This is a genomic window from Brevibacterium sp. MGP-B1 (assembly GCF_057766545.1).
In genome coordinates, this window is sequence record NZ_CM173407.1 from 646803 (window position 1) to 661778 (window position 14976).

At 65.0% G+C, this 14976-nt stretch carries 14 protein-coding genes; 5 read left to right on the forward strand and 9 right to left on the reverse strand.

The genetic code is table 11. The features are described 5' to 3' along the window. Positions 1 to 27 precede the first annotated feature (27 nt). Genes AC3CD9_RS02990 through AC3CD9_RS03000 form a run of 3 tightly spaced genes read left to right on the forward strand, consistent with a single transcriptional unit; the run spans position 28 to position 2355 of the window. Positions 28 to 234, forward strand: a complete 207-nt coding sequence (locus AC3CD9_RS02990; RefSeq protein ID WP_488366207.1) for a hypothetical protein — start codon at positions 28 to 30, stop codon at positions 232 to 234. Then, entirely contained in the window at positions 231 to 1769 is a 1539-nt protein-coding gene (locus tag AC3CD9_RS02995) for a sodium/proline symporter (protein ID WP_488366208.1), read from the forward strand. The genes AC3CD9_RS02990 and AC3CD9_RS02995 overlap by 4 nt, the downstream gene beginning before the upstream one ends. A 1-nt stretch (position 1770) precedes the next feature. Beyond that, positions 1771 to 2355, forward strand: coding sequence for a hypothetical protein (locus tag AC3CD9_RS03000; protein WP_488366209.1), 585 nt, complete (start codon positions 1771 to 1773; stop codon positions 2353 to 2355). 29 nt (positions 2356 to 2384) lie between these two features. On the opposite strand, the gene AC3CD9_RS03005 is transcribed toward AC3CD9_RS03000, so the two are convergent. Beyond that, positions 2385 to 2807, reverse strand: a complete 423-nt coding sequence (locus AC3CD9_RS03005) for a VOC family protein (protein WP_488366211.1) — start codon at positions 2805 to 2807, stop codon at positions 2385 to 2387. Between the two features lie 51 nt (positions 2808 to 2858). On the opposite strand from AC3CD9_RS03005, the gene AC3CD9_RS03010 reads away from it, so the two are divergent. After that, on the forward strand, positions 2859 to 3725 hold the full coding sequence (locus AC3CD9_RS03010; protein ID WP_488366212.1) for a DUF6597 domain-containing transcriptional factor: 867 nt from the start codon (positions 2859 to 2861) through the stop codon (positions 3723 to 3725). Between the two features lie 6 nt (positions 3726 to 3731). Here the strand turns inward: AC3CD9_RS03010 and iadA are convergent, their stop codons facing one another. The 7 genes from iadA to AC3CD9_RS03045 all read right to left on the reverse strand — a co-directional run bounded on the left by iadA (position 3732) and on the right by AC3CD9_RS03045 (position 11858). Then, a complete protein-coding gene (gene iadA / locus AC3CD9_RS03015; RefSeq protein WP_488366213.1) occupies positions 3732 to 4886 on the reverse strand; it encodes a beta-aspartyl-peptidase in 1155 nt (384 codons plus the stop codon). A 50-nt stretch (positions 4887 to 4936) separates the two neighbouring features. Next, positions 4937 to 5773 (reverse strand): ABC transporter ATP-binding protein, encoded by an 837-nt coding sequence (locus AC3CD9_RS03020; protein ID WP_488366214.1) that lies wholly within the window; start codon positions 5771 to 5773, stop codon positions 4937 to 4939. After that, a complete protein-coding gene (locus AC3CD9_RS03025; protein WP_488366215.1) occupies positions 5770 to 6561 on the reverse strand; it encodes an ABC transporter ATP-binding protein in 792 nt (263 codons plus the stop codon). The genes AC3CD9_RS03020 and AC3CD9_RS03025 overlap by 4 nt, the downstream gene beginning before the upstream one ends. Next, positions 6558 to 7490, reverse strand: a complete 933-nt coding sequence (locus AC3CD9_RS03030) for an ABC transporter permease (protein ID WP_488366216.1) — start codon at positions 7488 to 7490, stop codon at positions 6558 to 6560. The genes AC3CD9_RS03025 and AC3CD9_RS03030 overlap by 4 nt, the downstream gene beginning before the upstream one ends. Beyond that, positions 7487 to 8599, reverse strand: a complete 1113-nt coding sequence (locus tag AC3CD9_RS03035; RefSeq protein ID WP_488366217.1) for an ABC transporter permease — start codon at positions 8597 to 8599, stop codon at positions 7487 to 7489. The genes AC3CD9_RS03030 and AC3CD9_RS03035 overlap by 4 nt, the downstream gene beginning before the upstream one ends. Positions 8600 to 8601: 2 nt before the next feature. Continuing rightward, positions 8602 to 10164 (reverse strand): ABC transporter substrate-binding protein, encoded by a 1563-nt coding sequence (locus AC3CD9_RS03040; RefSeq protein ID WP_488366218.1) that lies wholly within the window; start codon positions 10162 to 10164, stop codon positions 8602 to 8604. Between the two features lie 212 nt (positions 10165 to 10376). Then, a complete protein-coding gene (locus tag AC3CD9_RS03045; RefSeq protein WP_488366219.1) occupies positions 10377 to 11858 on the reverse strand; it encodes a malate:quinone oxidoreductase in 1482 nt (493 codons plus the stop codon). A gap of 64 nt (positions 11859 to 11922) precedes the next feature. Here AC3CD9_RS03045 and AC3CD9_RS03050 point away from each other — a divergent pair, with 64 nt between their 5' ends. Beyond that, the gene (locus tag AC3CD9_RS03050) at positions 11923 to 12834 is read left to right on the forward strand and encodes a LysR family transcriptional regulator (RefSeq protein WP_488366220.1); all 912 of its coding nucleotides are present in this window, start codon (positions 11923 to 11925) and stop codon (positions 12832 to 12834) included. A 3-nt stretch (positions 12835 to 12837) separates the two neighbouring features. Here the strand turns inward: AC3CD9_RS03050 and AC3CD9_RS03055 are convergent, their stop codons facing one another. Next, a complete protein-coding gene (locus AC3CD9_RS03055; protein WP_488366221.1) occupies positions 12838 to 14973 on the reverse strand; it encodes an iron ABC transporter permease in 2136 nt (711 codons plus the stop codon). Positions 14974 to 14976: the final 3 nt, after the last annotated feature.

The following is a 14976-nucleotide window of genomic DNA, read 5'->3' on the forward strand; positions in this document are numbered from 1 at the left end:
TTCCCCCATCACAACGAGGTGGTCAATGTGTTCGGTCTTCCGACGGCGACGGTCGTCATCATCGTCGGCATCCCCGCGATCTGGGTGATCTACACCCTCGTCTTCGTCTTCCTCTCCCGCGGTTGGAAGGCCGAGGACGTGGCTGAGGATCAGGCCCTGGCGAGAGCCGCGAACGGAGCGGACGGACGAGACGGCGGAGCCGCCTCGGCGAAAGGAAACGGGGGAGCGGCATGAACATCGAGACCTGGTTCCTCGTCATCTACTTCGTCGCCATGGCCGGGATCGGCGTGTGGACGCTCAAGATCGGGTCGAAGGGCAGCGAGGGATATCTGCTCGGCGGTCGCAGCCTGGGCGCTGCGGTCACGGCTCTGCGCCTGCAGTCGTCGTCGATGTCGGGATACATGTTCCTCGGTGCGGGATCGCTGGCGTATACGAAGGGCTACTTCTCTCTGTGGTACGCGATGGGCGACATCGGCGGCGGTGTCCTCAACCTCTCGATCCTGGGCCGGCGGATGCGCAAGCTCTCCCAAATCCTCGGGTCGCTCACCTCGATCGAGTACCTCGAGCACCGATATCCGTCGAAGTGGATCCGCGCGATCGCCGCGCCGGTCGCCCTGTTCTGCATCTTCTTCTACGTGATGAGTCAGTTCATCGCCGGCGGGCGCGGACTCGAGATGGTCACCGGCATCCCATATGCCTGGGCGCTGCTCATCGCGGTCGGCGTCATCGTCTTCTACACCTTCCTCGGCGGCTACCTCGCCGTGGCCTACACCGACTTCGTGCAGGCGATCATCATGCTCATCGGCATGGTGTGGATCCTCATCGGATGTCTGCAGGCCGTGGGCGGGTGGACAGCCGGCAACGAGGCGGTCGGACAGATCAACCCGAACCTGCTGACCATGTGGGGACCGGACGGGATCGAATCCGTCCAATGGGGAGTCATCGTCGGCGCCGTCCTCGTCTTCTCCATCGGCTATATGGGCTGGCCGCACGTCAATGTCAGCCATATGGCCATGAAGCGGCCCTCGGTGGCCAGGCGGGCCAGCCTCTACGCCACCGGCTTCAACCTGCTGTTCATCCCCGCCCCCTACATCGTCGGCATCATGGCGCTCATCCTGCTGCCGACCCTGGACAATCCGGAGCTCGCGGTCTTCGAAGTCGCAGATACTGTGCTGCCGAACTTCGCCGTGGGCATCGTCATGGCCGGAATCATGGCCGCGATCATGTCCACAGCCGACGCTCTGCTGCTGCAGTCGGGCACGATCGCCAGCCAGGATCTGTTCCAACGCTTCTTCAAGAAGGACATGTCCGACCAGCAGTCCGTCTGGGTCTCCCGGTTCACCGTCCTCGTGCTGGCGATCATCGGCTACTTCGTCGCCGTGAACGATCCGCCGGCCGTCGCCGAGGTGGTCATCTTCTCCACAACGGTGCTCGGTGCCGCGTTCGTCCCCGTCTACATCGCCGCCGCCTGGTGGAAGAAGGCGAACGTGCCCGGAGCCATCTGGTCGATGATCGCCGGAACCGTGTCGTCGGTCGTGTGGCAGCTGACGGGACTCGTCGACGTGACCGGAGTCGACCCGATGGGAGTCGGCATCGTGTGCTCGACCCTGGCCCTCATCCTCGTCTCCCTGGCCACTCAACGTTCGCATCCGGTGCCTGCCCACGTCCTCGAAACGATGAAGGAGACCGACAAGATCGGCGCGATCCCAGCACACATGCTCACCGGTCAGAACGATTCCCTGGCCGGCCAGGTTCCGAAGGACGCCTGAGATGAGCACCGAGATCGGAACCGGGCGCCCGGTCGGCCCGGAACTGCAGGCTGAGGATCCGGTGCGGATGGACCCGCACGTCACCGCCGCCGAGGCGCTCGCCGTCTTCCAGCGCAAACTCCCTGACGCACTCGCCGAGGTCCAAGCGGTGCATCATCCGTTCTGGTGGGCTGCCCTCGACGTGCGTACTCGCGGACTCCTCCGGCGGAGCGCAGCCGGGCCGGAGCAGCGCATGGATGTGCTCGTCAATGCAGTGTCGGGTAGGGGCATGATCGCCGACTTCACCCCTCGTGGCACCACGGTGGGATCATCGGAGTGGTCCCGTCTGATCGGCGAGCAGTCGGGACCGCTGCCGACTCAGGACGAGGCGGAGCGGACCGCGCGATCATTGGCGCGTGCGAAAGTCGTCAAGACGGTGAAGCTCGGAATGGGCATCGAGATCGCTCCGGCGGGCGGTCTGCGCGGAGTGCTCAAACCCAACTGGATCGTCTCCGGAGGGAATGCGAAGCATGAGGCCACGATCCTCGTCGATGGTCTCGATGGGTCTCACTACATTGTGCGAGTGGACAAGGTCGGGCGGAGCTGAGGGCTCGGCTGTCAGGTCTGCGGGGATGCTCAGCCCCAGTTCTCTGCGTCCGAGATGCAGAACGGATGACCGGCGGGATCGAGGAGCACGACCCAGGTCTCACCGGGCTGCGGTTCGGCCCGGGTGGCTCCGAGTTCGACGCAGCGGTCGGCTGCCGCATGGATGTCGTCGGCGGCGAGGTCGAGGTGGAACTGCTTGTGTCCGTCGTCGGGCCAGCTCGGTCTCTGGTAGTCCGGGATCGTGCCGATGCCCAGTGCATGGCTGGGACCGGTGAGCATGGCATAGTTCTCGTCCGAATAGGCGATGGGCCAGCCGAGGACGGAAGAGTAGAACTCTCCGAGAACGGCAGCGTTCGGGGCGTCAAGAGTGACCATCGCCAGTGTGGCGACGGGTGCTGTGGTGGAGTTGTCGCCGGTGGTCGCGGCGGTGTCGGTCTTCTGTGTTTCAGTCATGTCTGACATTCTTGTGCCATGGATGACGACGTCACTAGGAAAAATGCGTCAATGCCGCAGCACTTCTTCGGACGTGTGCTCAAGCCGGGGGAGATGCTCGAGCATGCGCGCTATTCGTCCGTTCGTGTCGTCGCCGAGCGCCTGCGCCCCTTCGTCAAACGCTATTGGGCCGTCGAATGGGATCTGCCGGAGGGCGAGAGCTATCAGACGGCGACTTTGTCCGAACCGACCATCCATCTGACCTTCGAGTTCGGCAACAGCCGACGGGCGCACGTGGACGGCCCCGGGGCATGGGTGACCGGTCCGGTCACCAGGCGACGCTTCGACGTGGGGATCTTCGGATGCGGCGGAGTCTTCGGCGTGAACTTTCAACCGGGTGCGACACTGGCCTTCTCCGAGGCGAAGCCGGCGAGCATTCGTGATTCGACCGTCCCAGCCGAACTGTGGTTTCCGAGGTTGGATGCCGACCTCGGACTCTCCGAGATGTTTGCGCAGTCGCAGAGAGCGGGGGCGCCCGACTTCAGCGAATTGGCCGCCTCGGTGGAAAGCTGGCTGCTGTCCTGGCGGCCGCAGATGACCCCGTCGTTCGAACGGTTGAAACGGGTGCTCGACATCCTGTCCGACCCCGAAGTCGTGAGCCTGAAGATCCTCGCGGAGAGAACCGCTATCGGAGAGCGTACGCTTCAGCGGATGTTCAGCAGCTTCTGCGGAGTCGGGGTGAAGAAGGTCTTGGCCAGGGCACGGATCATCGACGCGGTCGCAGCGATCGACCGCGGGTGGGACGGAACTCTGGCCGACCTCGGCGCACACTTCGGATGGTTCGACCAATCGCATTTCAGCACGGACTTCGTTCGCGTCACGGGTTTCAGCCCTGCCGAGTACGCGCAGCGGAAGACCGCGCGGGCCACGCGAGGCTGACCTGGTTCAGCGTGGACTCTGATCGAACGTGCTTCTGACCAGCAGCTCGCCCTTGCTGACGGTCGGTCGGCCCAGGGCGAATCCGTGCTCGATGGAGTGCCCTGCGTCGACGAGCAGCAGATCGGCGTCACAGCCCGGACGGATTCGTCCCTTGCGCGGGAGCTTCAAGGCGTCTGCAGTATTGGCGGTGACGAACGAGAGGATCTGGGACAGCGGCAGGCCGCTGGACTCAGCGCACGCCCACACTTGGTCGAACAGCGTCGACTGGTCTGCCACCTGCAGTTCCGTCAGGCGTCCCTGGGCATCGAACTTCGGCAGGCTTCCGTTGGCGTCCGAGGACAAGGTGAGCCGGGCGAGATCGCCGCCGAATTCGACGAACTTCTTCACCGCTTCGACGGTGGATGCTCCGGCGGTCATGTCGACGAAGGCGCCTTTGGCTGCGAGGTCGACCGCCTCGGCGATCAGCTCGTCATCTCGGGTGATGTGGGTGGCATACACGGCGGGCGGGGCAACCGGATAATCGTCGAGGAGGCGATGAAGGGGTGTGAGCCGAGTCGAATGCGATCCGACGTGGAAGTGAGTGACACCGGCCTTTCCGCTGAGCAGCCCGCCGACATGGCATTGGCTGACGATATCGGCGAGTTCTTCGATCGTCGGTTGGAACGACCGCCTTTCGGAGATGGCGATCTCGCCGGCCCCGATCACTTTGTCGATGAGGACGATGTCGTCGGCGACGGAACCGGTGACGGTTCGTGCCGGAAGCTGGTAGCTGCCGGTGTAGACGAATGTCGTGATGCCCTCTTCTTCGAGGCCTCGTGCTTTGGCGAGGAGGCTGCGGTGAGAGCGGGTGATGGAGTCGGTGCCGAGGCATCCGACGACAGTGGTCACTCCTGCCCGGATGATGTCGCCGACGTCGATTTCGGGAGTGCGGGTCGCGTATCCGCCTTCGCCTCCGCCTCCGATGATGTGCACATGGGGGTCGATGAAGCCGGGCACGGCAGTCAGCCCGTCGGCCTCGATGACTGCCGAATCCGGCAGCTGCGCGACTATGTCGCGGTCCACCTGGCCGAGGTGGGCGATACGTGAGCCCTCCACGAGGATGTCGCACACTCCGAGCGGTTCGGGGGCGCAGACTTCCGCCCCGCGAATCAGGATGACCATGACTCTCGTGTCCTTTCGATGCCGCTCGGGACCGCCGGCTGCTCGGCAGGTCAGTCGCTGCCGGGGATGATTCCCTTGCCGTCGACCTGGGGAATCGCGGCCAGGAGCTTCTTCGTATACGGGTGCTGCGGGTCGTTCCAGATCTGGTCGGTCGGGGCGACTTCGACGAGGCGTCCGGCTTCCATCACTGCGACCCTGTCTGCGATATCGCGAACAACTGAGAGATCGTGGCTGATGAAGATCATTGAGGCGCCGGAGTCGATGGCGAGGTCGCGCATCATACGAGCGATCCGTGCCTGGAGGAACGCATCGAGTGAGGCGATGGGTTCATCACCGACGAGCACTTTCGGACCCGCAGCCAGGGCGCGAGCGATGGCGATGCGCTGCCTCTGTCCGCCGGAGAACGAATGCGAATAGCGCTGTGCGGAGTCGGCCGGCAGGTCGACGGCTTCCAACAGCGATTCGACGGTCCATGTGCCGTCAGGATTGAGGGCCAGCGCATCGTCGAGCTGGTCGCGGATCCGCCTGCGCGGATTGAGCGACGCGTAGGGGTTCTGGAAGACCATCTGAATGCCGAGCAGTTCCTTCGCTCTCTTCTTCAGCCCGAGCGCTCTGACCGGATGGCCGTCGAAGGTGATGGAGCCGTCTGCCGGCTTCTCCAACCCGCAGATGAGTTTGGCCAGCGTCGATTTGCCGCAGCCGGATTCGCCGACGAGCCCGAGCACCTCCGAGCGGCCCAGCTGCAGAGACACTCCGTTGACGGCTCGGAAGCGACCGCCGCCGTCGAGCTTGTATTCGCATGCCACGGAATCGAGTTCCAGGAGGGGAGCACCTGCTGCGGGGGAGTGAGCGGTGCGGCCGACCGGGGCTTGGTCGGTCGATGTCATGGGGAGACCTCCGCTCCTGGCAGCGATTCGATGAGCGAACGCGTGTATTCGTGTTGAGGAGCGGTGATGACCGCCTCCCGTTCACCGGTTTCGACGACGACGCCGTTCTTCATGACCACGATGGTGTCCGCGACCGAGGAGAGCACTCCGAAGTCGTGGGTGACCAGAAGCACGGCGAGGTCGAGATCGTCGCAGAGTTCACGCAGTAGCCGGAGGATGCCTGCCTGCACGGTGACATCGAGTGCTGTGGTCGGTTCGTCGGCGATGAGCACCTTCGGATCGCAGATGATCGCCGAGGCGAAAGCGATTCGCTGCAGCTGTCCGCCGGAGAACTGGTGCGGATACTTCTTCACCGCCTCCTCCGGGTGCGGCACCCTGGTTCGGCCGAGGATCTCGACGGCTTTGGCCAGGGCGGCTTCCTTCGACACTTTCTGGTGGTGTCGAAGGTGGTCGGTGATCTGGTCGCCGACCGTGAGCATGGGATGGAACGCCGAGGCCGGATCCTGAAAGACCATCGACAGCTGCACTCCGCGCAGGCGGTTGTGCTGCTTGGCAGGCATTCCCACCAGTTCGACTCCGTCGAAATCGATGCTTCCGCTCAGCTCCGCACCCGCGGGCGAGAGCCCCATGACGGCCAGACCGGTCTGGGTCTTGCCGGACCCAGACGCTCCTGCCACACCGGTGATGCGACCTGCTTCGAGGTCGAACGACACGTCTTTGAGGATATGAGTGGTCTTCTTGCCTGCGGTGACCGACAGATTGAGGTCTCTGATGCTGATCATGCTCATGAGGTCGTCTCACCGACTTCCTGGGCGGTATGGGGATCGAGGGTGTCGCGCAGACTGTCGCCGATGAAGTTGAACGCCATGACGATGGTGAGGATGCAGAGGCCGGGGAAGAAGGCGATCCACCAGGCCGCGAACTGAGAGACGCCTTCGCTGATCATTGCGCCCCAATCGGGGGTCGGCGGAACGGCACCGAGAGACAGGAACGACAGTCCTGCCATGGTGAGGATCGCCGAACCGACGTCGAGGGTGGCGAGCACGACGACGGGTGAGATGACGTTCGGTGCGATTTCACGGGCCAGTGATCTGCCCGCGCTGAACCCGAGCAGGCGTCCGGCGATGACGTACTCGCTGCCCCGCGCAGTCATCACCAGCGATCTGGTGACACGCGCGTAGGACGGCCAGGAGACGAGCAGGATCGCGATGATCGCGTTCTTCAGGCCCGGTCCGAGGGCGGCTGCGATGACCATGGCGAGGATGATCGTGGGGAACGCGAACACCAGATCGGCGATGCGCATGATGATCTCGTCGACGGCTCGACCGAAGTATCCGGCGATGGCGCCGAGCACCGAGCCGAGCAGCGCCGAGCAGATGACGACGAACACCGCGGCGGGCAGAGTGGTGCGGGCGGCGACGAGGATACGGGAGAGCACGTCTCGGCCCAGTGTGTCGGTGCCGAGCAGATTCTCCCCGTTGGGAGCCGAGAGCCTCGGAAAGTTCTGGGCCAGAGGGTCGAATGGGGCGAGGAGCGGTGCGAAGATCGCTGCGATCAGCCAGAGCAGGAGAATTCCGGCGCCCACGATCCCCAGCGGAGTGCGCAGGGCCTTCGGGAAGCGGATCTGCCACCTTTTGAGTCCGGGATCGACTGGGTCGCGGCGGGCCGCCTCGGTGGTGGGGGCGTTGGTGGGCTGTTTCGGGGTGCCGATGCTCATCTCACCCTCACTCTCGGATCCACGAAGCCGTAGATCAGGTCGACGATGAAGTTCACGAGGATATAGACGATGCCGATGACGAGGCCGACGCCCATGATGACGGGCAGGTCGAGCGTCGTCGCTCCGCGGTAGGCATATTGGCCGAGTCCGTTCCAGGCGAAGACGGTCTCAGTCAGCACAGCACCGGAGAGCAGGGAGCCGAAGGCCAGACCGACGACGGTGATGATCGGGACCAGCGCGCCGCGGAAGATGTATTTGAAGACCACTGTCCGTGCCGGCAGCCCTTTCGCCTTGGCCGCGGTGACGTAGTCGAGCCTGATGATGTCGAGGACGCTCGAGCGGCTGAACCGTGTGAGCAGGCCGATGGTGAAGAGGGCGAGCACGCAGGACGGCAGGATGAGGTGGCCGAGTGCATTGGCGAATGTCGCCATCTGTCCCGCCAAGAGCGAGTCGACAGTGTAGAGGCCGGTCACTTTCGGCGGCGGGGTGATCCAGGGGTCGAGTCGTCCGGCGCCGGGGACGACTCGAAGTCTGAAGAAGAAGACGAAGTAGGCGACGGTGGCGATCCAGAACGTCGGTGCCGAGATGCCGATGAGGCTGAGGGTGCGGATGGCGTGGTCGACGAGACTGTTCTGTTTGAGAGCGCTGAGCAGTCCGAGCAGCAGTCCGAGGATCACTGAGATGAGAATCGCTCCGATGCCGAGCTCGATCGAGGCGGGAAAGACCTGCCCGATCGAGGCGAGCACGGGGGTGCGGGTCTGATTGGAGACTCCCAGATCTCCCTGCAGCAGATTGCCCAGGTACGTGAAGTATTGGACGAGGAGCGGTTGGTCGAGTCCGAGCTTCTCCCGTGTCTGGGCGACGATCTCGGGATCTGCCGCGGCCCGGTCGCCGAGGATGGCGGCGACCGGGTCGGTGGGTACGAGATTGGTGAGCAGGAACGTCACCACGGTCACGCCCCAGATCAGGATGATCGAGATCCCGATCCGGATGAGGATGAACCGGAGCAGAGGGTGGAGCTTCGGCGGTTTGACTCGCTGCGCCGCGTCCGCCTCGCCTGGAGCGGACGCGGCATGAGCATCGTGCGGTGCTGTGGTGGCTTCCGCCATCCTCACTCTGCCTTTGCGAAGTCGAACGAGATGTCGGCGTTGGAGACGAACTTCTCAATGCTCGATCCGACGGCGACGGTGCTGACCGGCTGGACGAGCGGGATCCACACCGCGGTGTCGGTGGTCGCCTTGAACAGCTTCGCGTAGGCCGCATCGCGTGCATCCCCCTTCGCCTTGGCCGCTTCGTCTGCAAGCTTCTTCAGCTTCGGGTCGTCGCTCCAGTTCACGCGATCGGCAACGTCGCCTCCGGGAATGAAGACGTTGTAGTTCGTCGGATCGGGGAAGTCCGCACCCCAGGTTCCGATGCCCATCGGCTGTTTCGCCGAGCGGAAGCCGTCGAGCTGGGTCGAGCTCGGGGCAGGTTTGAGGTCGAGGTTGATGCCGGCCTCCTTCAGCTGCGCCTGCAGGGTTTCGGCGAGCTGTGCGAGGTCGACGCCATTGACGGCCTGATCGCTCGAGTAGTGGAAGGGGACCTTCTCACCGTCGTAGCCGGCCTCCTTCAGCAGCTTCTTCGCCTTCTCGAGGTCGCGTTCAGGAGCCTCGTCCTTCGGGACGGCGCCGACGAACTCGTTCGGCACGAGACTGGCCATGCGCTGGGACCCCTTCCCGGCGAGGTCGATGAGTTTGTCGTAGTCGATCGCCGCCATGACGGCCTTGCGGAAGTTCGGGTCCGCTGCAGGGCCGCCGATCTTCTCATCGGCATTGTTGAAGATGTAGAGGCTGCGGGTCGAGGGCAGGCTGGAGATCTTGCCCATCGACTCATTGATCTGCTTCGCCTGATCGGAGTTGAGGTCGTAGGCGACCTGCGCCTGACCCGATTGGATGTCGGTCAGTTGGGTCTCTGCGGAGACATTGCGCAGGACCACTCGCTTGTACTTCGGTTCCGGACCGTTGTAATGCTCGTTCGCGGTCAGCACGACCTGGCTGTCGGCGTCGTACTTCTCCACCTTGTACGGTCCCGAGCCCTGTGAGTTCTCATTGAGGAACTGTTCGGCTCCGTCCTTCTCATCTGTGGTTCCCTCGTTCTCCTTGACCACCTTCGAATTGACGATGCCGATCGAGGAGTTGGGGAGGATGTAAGGCAGCGCAGGGTTGGGTTCGGCGCTGGTGAGCGTGACCGTCTTGTCGTCGACCTTCTTCACCTTGACCCCGTCGAGGAAGAACGAGGGATTGCCCTTGATGCCCTGCAGCCGTTCGAAGGAGAAGACGATGTCGTCGGCGGTGACGGGATCGCCGTTGGAGAATTTCGCATCCTCGTCTTTGAGGGTCAGCGTCATCTCCTTGCTGTCCTCGGACATTTCGAATGAGCAGAGGCCATCGGTCGGCTTGGTGAGGTCACCGTCCTCGAATTCGAGCGCTGTCTGGTAGATGGCGCTGTCGATCGTCGAACCGGTGAACTCGAATTGTCGATGCGGGTCGATCGTCTTGAGGTTGAAGGCGGTCTCGGCCACGATCGTGTCGCCGGCGCCGCCGGCTTCGTCGGAGCCGCTGCCGCAGGCGGCGAGTCCGGCGGTCAGTGCGAGGGTGGAGCAGATTGCGACGAAATTGCGGGTCAGACGCATCATGTGTGATCTCCCTAACAGTAAGTGTTGTGAGTCACATTAGAGTCGAAAGGCCTCCCATGCAATTCAACCTGCCACAAAGCTGGAGGATTTCCACTGTGCGCTTCCGCCAACGGCACAAGCAGTGGAATGAGGTCTCTGATCTGCGGCTTATGTCGACAGGCGATTGCCTCGCCGTCCGCTGGCCGAGTACGCGCAGTAGAAGACCGCGCGGGTCACGCGAGGCTGACCGGGGACAGGCCGAGCGCCACATCGGTCGTGGCGTGGGAACGGGCGACCGCCTCGGCGGTCCAGTCGGTGCGATCGAGGTCGGGGACAGCCTTGGCGATCTGGGACTTCCATGTGCCGTGCCACTGGACTGGGAAGGCCCGCTTGAGCAGATCGACCATGATCGGCACCGCCGTCGATGCTCCGGGGGAGGCTCCGAGCAGGCCCGCGATCGAGCCGTCAGAGGAGACGACGAGTTCGGTGCCCTGCTGGAGGACGCCGATCTTCTGCCGATTCGGTTTGACCAGCTGTGCCCGCTGTCCAGCCGGCAGCAGGGTCCACTCATTGCGTCGGGCCAGCGGCAGATAGCGCCGCAGCTGCGCGAACTTCCGGGACGGGCTGGTGGCGAGCTCCTTGACGAGGAACGACACGAGACTGAGGTTCTGCAGACCGGCGGCCGCGATGACATGCAGGTTGTCGGGCCGCACCGTCGTGAAGAAGTCGGAGAGGCGGCCGTGCTTGAGCAGCTTCGTGCTGAAGGTCGCATAGGGGCCGAACAGCAGATGCTCCTTGCCGTTGACGACTCTGCGGTCCAGATGCGGCACCGACATCGGCGGGGCGCCCACATCGGCCTGGCCATAGACCTTCGCCTCATGGCGGGCGACGACCGCCGGAGTCGAGCACCGGTAGAAGGCGGCCCCGACCGGCAGAACCGCGTAGCCGCGGACTTCCGGGATCTTCGCCTTCTGCAGGAGTCGCAGCGCGAAGCCGCCGGCCCCGACGAACACGGTCTTCGCGTGCACGGCGAACGGTCCCGCCGGCGTCGAACCGCTGACCGTCCAGCCCGATGTGCGCGATTCGAGCCCGGTCACTGTGTGCCCCGTGCGCACCTCGACGGCCCCGATGCTCAGCAGCGCCGACGTCAGAGCGCCGAAGTCGACATCGGTGCCGCGTGGGTGGCGGGCCGCCGCCATGGGCTCTTCGGTGTAGGCTCGTCCCTCCATTGTCAGGGGAGCCCACCGGGCGATGGTGTCCGGATCCTCTGTGTACTCCATTTCGGAGAACAGCGGGTCGGCTTTCAGGGTGTCGACGCGTCGACGCAGGTAGCTGACGTCCGTGTTCCCGAAGACGAGGTTCATGTGTGGGGCCGAGTGGATGAATTCCGCTGGGTCCAGGAGCCCGAGTCGGACGAGATGGGCCCACCATTGGCGGGTGAGCTGGAACTGTCCGGCGATCTCTGCCGGTTTCGCACCGTCGGCTGGATCGGGCATGTAGTTGAGCTCGCAGTACCCCGAATGCCCGGTGCCGGCATTGTTCCACGGGTCGCTGCTCTCTCCGGCGATGTCCTCGGCCTTCTCCAGGACGAGGATCCGCAGATCAGGATCGAGCAGAGTCAGCAGAGAACTGAGAGTTGCGGACATGATGCCCGCGCCGATGAGGACGACATCGGCGTCCGGCAGCTGGTCGGTGTGCTTGGGGTTCGCAGTCATATTCTCACCATGCGTCCCCATGAATCATCCGTCCAATGAGTGGACGGAACTGTATGATCCGAATATGGAACGATCATCCGATTCCCGCGCGGCGCCGCTGACAGCGCTGCGGGAACTCGTCGAACTGGCCGATCAGGACGGACATCTGACCGAGGCCGCCGCCGCCCTCGGCATACCCCAATCCACGATGAGCCGACGTATCCGCGCCCTCGAGAGCCACCTCGGGGTGCCGTTGACCGTTCCGCGCGGACGCGCCATCGGTCTGACGACGGCGGCACTGGATCTCGTGGACGCGGTGCGTGCCCCGCTGACGGAGATCGATGCGGCGCTGGTCGATCTCGCCGAGGCGGCCGATCCTGAACATGGCACGATCCGGTTCGGATTTCCGCTCACGATGGGCGCCGGTGAGGTGCCTGACCTGCTCGCGGCGTTCAAACGGGCCCATCCCGGCATCCGCCTCGATCTCAAACAAGCCCACGGTGCCGAGCTCGTCGTCGATCTGCAGCGGGGCACTCTCGATCTGGCGATCATCATTCCGCCGCCGCCCGAGGTCAGCCACGAGGTGCTCGCACGGCAGACGATCATCGCGGCTCTGCCCGATGTGCACCCGCTGGCAGGCGTCCGCGGCATCACCCTGGATCGGTTGGCGAACGAGGAATTCATCGCCACCCCTGCAAGTTACAACCTCCGGGTGCTGACCGACCGCTGGTGTCGGGCCAGTGGATTCGATCCTGAGGTGAAGATCGAGGTCACCGAGTTCTCGACGATCCGCGAATTCGTCGGCCGTGGAATGGGTGTGGCATTGATCCCGCCGGCGGTGCGTCCGATCGACGGAATCACCGAGGTGGCTCTGGACGGATCCGATTATGTGCGTGAGATCGCGCTGTGTTCGGCCGTACGCCGGCCCGGCCGCGTCGTCGAGCGCCTCCGCGACTTCATCCGCGAGCACGCGGCCGCGTGGACAATCGAGGGCTGATGCTCAGGCGCGGGTGCGCGCCAGCAGGTAGACGAAATACGGGGCGCCGATGAGGGCGACGATGAGCCCGGCTGGTATCTGCGCCGGAGCGATGAGCGTGCGCCCCACGGCGTCGGCGACGGCGAGGCCCACGGCTCCGAGCAACATCGCTGTGGGCGCGACCCGGATATGACGGGCGCCGACCAGAGCGCGCGCAGCGTGCGGGGCGACGAGACCGATGAATCCGACGACGCCGACGGCTGACACGCTCACCGCCGCGAGCACAGCAGCGGTGATGAGCACCGCCAGGCGCACCGGTTCACGCGGAACCCCGACCAGCCGTGAGGTGTCATCATCGAGGGCGAGCAGGTCGAGTTCGCGCGTCCATACGAACGCCAGCGGTACGGCGATGAGCAGGGCGAGGGCGACCGGTGCGATGTCCGCCCACGCCCTTCCGTACGTCGATCCGGACAGCCACGTGAAGAGGGCCGGTGTGTCCCAGGGATTTGCACGGACGAGAAACAGTGTGGTCAGGGCCGTGAAACCGAACCACAGGCCGATGCCGATGAGGACGAGGCGATCGGTATTCATCCCACCCCGCCACGAGAGCCCATAGACGATGGCGAAGGCGACCAAGGCGCCCACGATGCCGACCGCAGAGACGAGCCCGACCCCGGCGCCGGGGATGAGAGTGACGACGATGACGGCACCCAACCCGGCTCCACCGGTGATGCCGAGCAGGCCGGGTTCGGCCAGAGGGTTGCGCGCGCTCGCCTGGACAAGGGTGCCGGAGAGTCCCAGCGCGGCACCGGCGGCCAGGGCAGCGGCGACGCGGGGCGCCCGTGAGTCGAAGGCGAAATCGATGACAGGTGCCGCCCGGTCCTGGAACCACAGCAGCACATCGCCGAGGAGGTAGAACCGTTCCCCGGTGAGCAGACCGGTCACGGCGACGAGGATGAGGACCACGACGCCGATGCCGATGACGAAGCCGGCCCGTCGCGGACCGACCACGGTCGAGTTCGCCGCCGAGGTGGCCGCGGCCGGTGATGCCGTGCGCATCGATCGCGCCAGCAGAACGAGGACGATCGCCCCGAGCACAGTCGTCGTCACTCCCGACGGGAGGGTGATCGCCTCGGTGGCGCCGACGATCGCGCGCAGGAGGGCATCGGCGACGATGACGATGATCGCGCCGATGAGACCGGCGGCGGGAAAGAGCACGGCATGACGGCCGAGACTCGGTACGACGCGGGCAAGGAGTCGGGCGATGACCGGGGCACAGAGGCCGACGAAGCCGATCGGACCGGCCAGGGTCACCGCAGTGGCGGTGAGCATGACAGCGAGGAGGATCCCGGTGGCCCGCGTCGACCGGACCGGAACCCCGAGCACCGAGGCGGCGTCGTCGCCGAGACCGAGCAGGTCCAGACGCCTCGACAGCAGGATCGCACCGCCGGCGATGACGGCGATGACGGGAATGCTGCGCAGGGCTGCGGTGCCGTCGAGCTGATTGAGAGTGCCCGAACCCCAGGAGAAGAGACTCGTCGTCTCTTCGGCGAAGAGGATGAGCAGAGTCGATGTCGCCGCCTGCAGCGCCATCGCCGTGGCCGTGCCCGCCAGCACGAGCCGAGTCGTCGAGGCTCCTGCGCCTCCATCCAGGCCGAGGACCAGGGCTGCGGCAAGCAGGCCGCCGAGGAAGGCGATCCCTCCCGAGGCCCAGATCGGAATCGCAATGCCGAAGGCAGTGACCACAGTGACGGCGAAGTACGCACCGCCGGTGACCGCCAATGTGTCCGGCGATGCCAAGGGGTTGCGCGCCAGCGATTGGAACAGGGCGCCGGCCACACCCAAGGCGAGGCCGACGAGGATGCCCGCCCCCACACGCGGCAGCCGGGATCCGAGGAGGATGTCACGGGCACTGGGGCCATCCTCGGCGGGGGAGAGCGTGCCGGTCACGGCCGTGAACAGTTCCCTGATGCCGATGCCCGAGGTTCCCTGCGTGATATGCCAGGCTGAGGCGATGACGAGGACGGTAATGAGGCCGAGCAGAGCGGCGGCGGTCGACAGGGCACCGACGACTCCGCGGCCGCGGACCGGAACCATGGTCGGTTCCGGTGCCGCAGCCGTCTGCTGGGAGGTGCTCGGGCGGGTCAGGGGAGAGGCCACGGT

Excerpts from the sequence above, each read along its gene's own strand:
- AC3CD9_RS02995 (WP_488366208.1), top strand. The coding sequence starts at position 231 with ATGAACATCGAGACCTGGTTCCTCGTCATCTACTTCGTCGCCATGGCC.
- AC3CD9_RS03000 (WP_488366209.1), top strand. The coding sequence starts at position 1,771 with ATGAGCACCGAGATCGGAACCGGGCGCCCGGTCGGCCCGGAACTGCAG.
- AC3CD9_RS03005 (WP_488366211.1), bottom strand. The coding sequence starts at position 2,807 with ATGACTGAAACACAGAAGACCGACACCGCCGCGACCACCGGCGACAAC.
- AC3CD9_RS03010 (WP_488366212.1), top strand. The coding sequence starts at position 2,859 with ATGCCGCAGCACTTCTTCGGACGTGTGCTCAAGCCGGGGGAGATGCTC.
- iadA (WP_488366213.1), bottom strand. The coding sequence starts at position 4,886 with ATGGTCATCCTGATTCGCGGGGCGGAAGTCTGCGCCCCCGAACCGCTC.
- AC3CD9_RS03020 (WP_488366214.1), bottom strand. The coding sequence starts at position 5,773 with ATGACATCGACCGACCAAGCCCCGGTCGGCCGCACCGCTCACTCCCCC.
- AC3CD9_RS03025 (WP_488366215.1), bottom strand. The coding sequence starts at position 6,561 with ATGAGCATGATCAGCATCAGAGACCTCAATCTGTCGGTCACCGCAGGC.
- AC3CD9_RS03030 (WP_488366216.1), bottom strand. The coding sequence starts at position 7,490 with ATGAGCATCGGCACCCCGAAACAGCCCACCAACGCCCCCACCACCGAG.
- AC3CD9_RS03035 (WP_488366217.1), bottom strand. The coding sequence starts at position 8,599 with ATGGCGGAAGCCACCACAGCACCGCACGATGCTCATGCCGCGTCCGCT.
- AC3CD9_RS03040 (WP_488366218.1), bottom strand. The coding sequence starts at position 10,164 with ATGATGCGTCTGACCCGCAATTTCGTCGCAATCTGCTCCACCCTCGCA.
- AC3CD9_RS03045 (WP_488366219.1), bottom strand. The coding sequence starts at position 11,858 with ATGACTGCGAACCCCAAGCACACCGACCAGCTGCCGGACGCCGATGTC.
- AC3CD9_RS03050 (WP_488366220.1), top strand. The coding sequence starts at position 11,923 with ATGGAACGATCATCCGATTCCCGCGCGGCGCCGCTGACAGCGCTGCGG.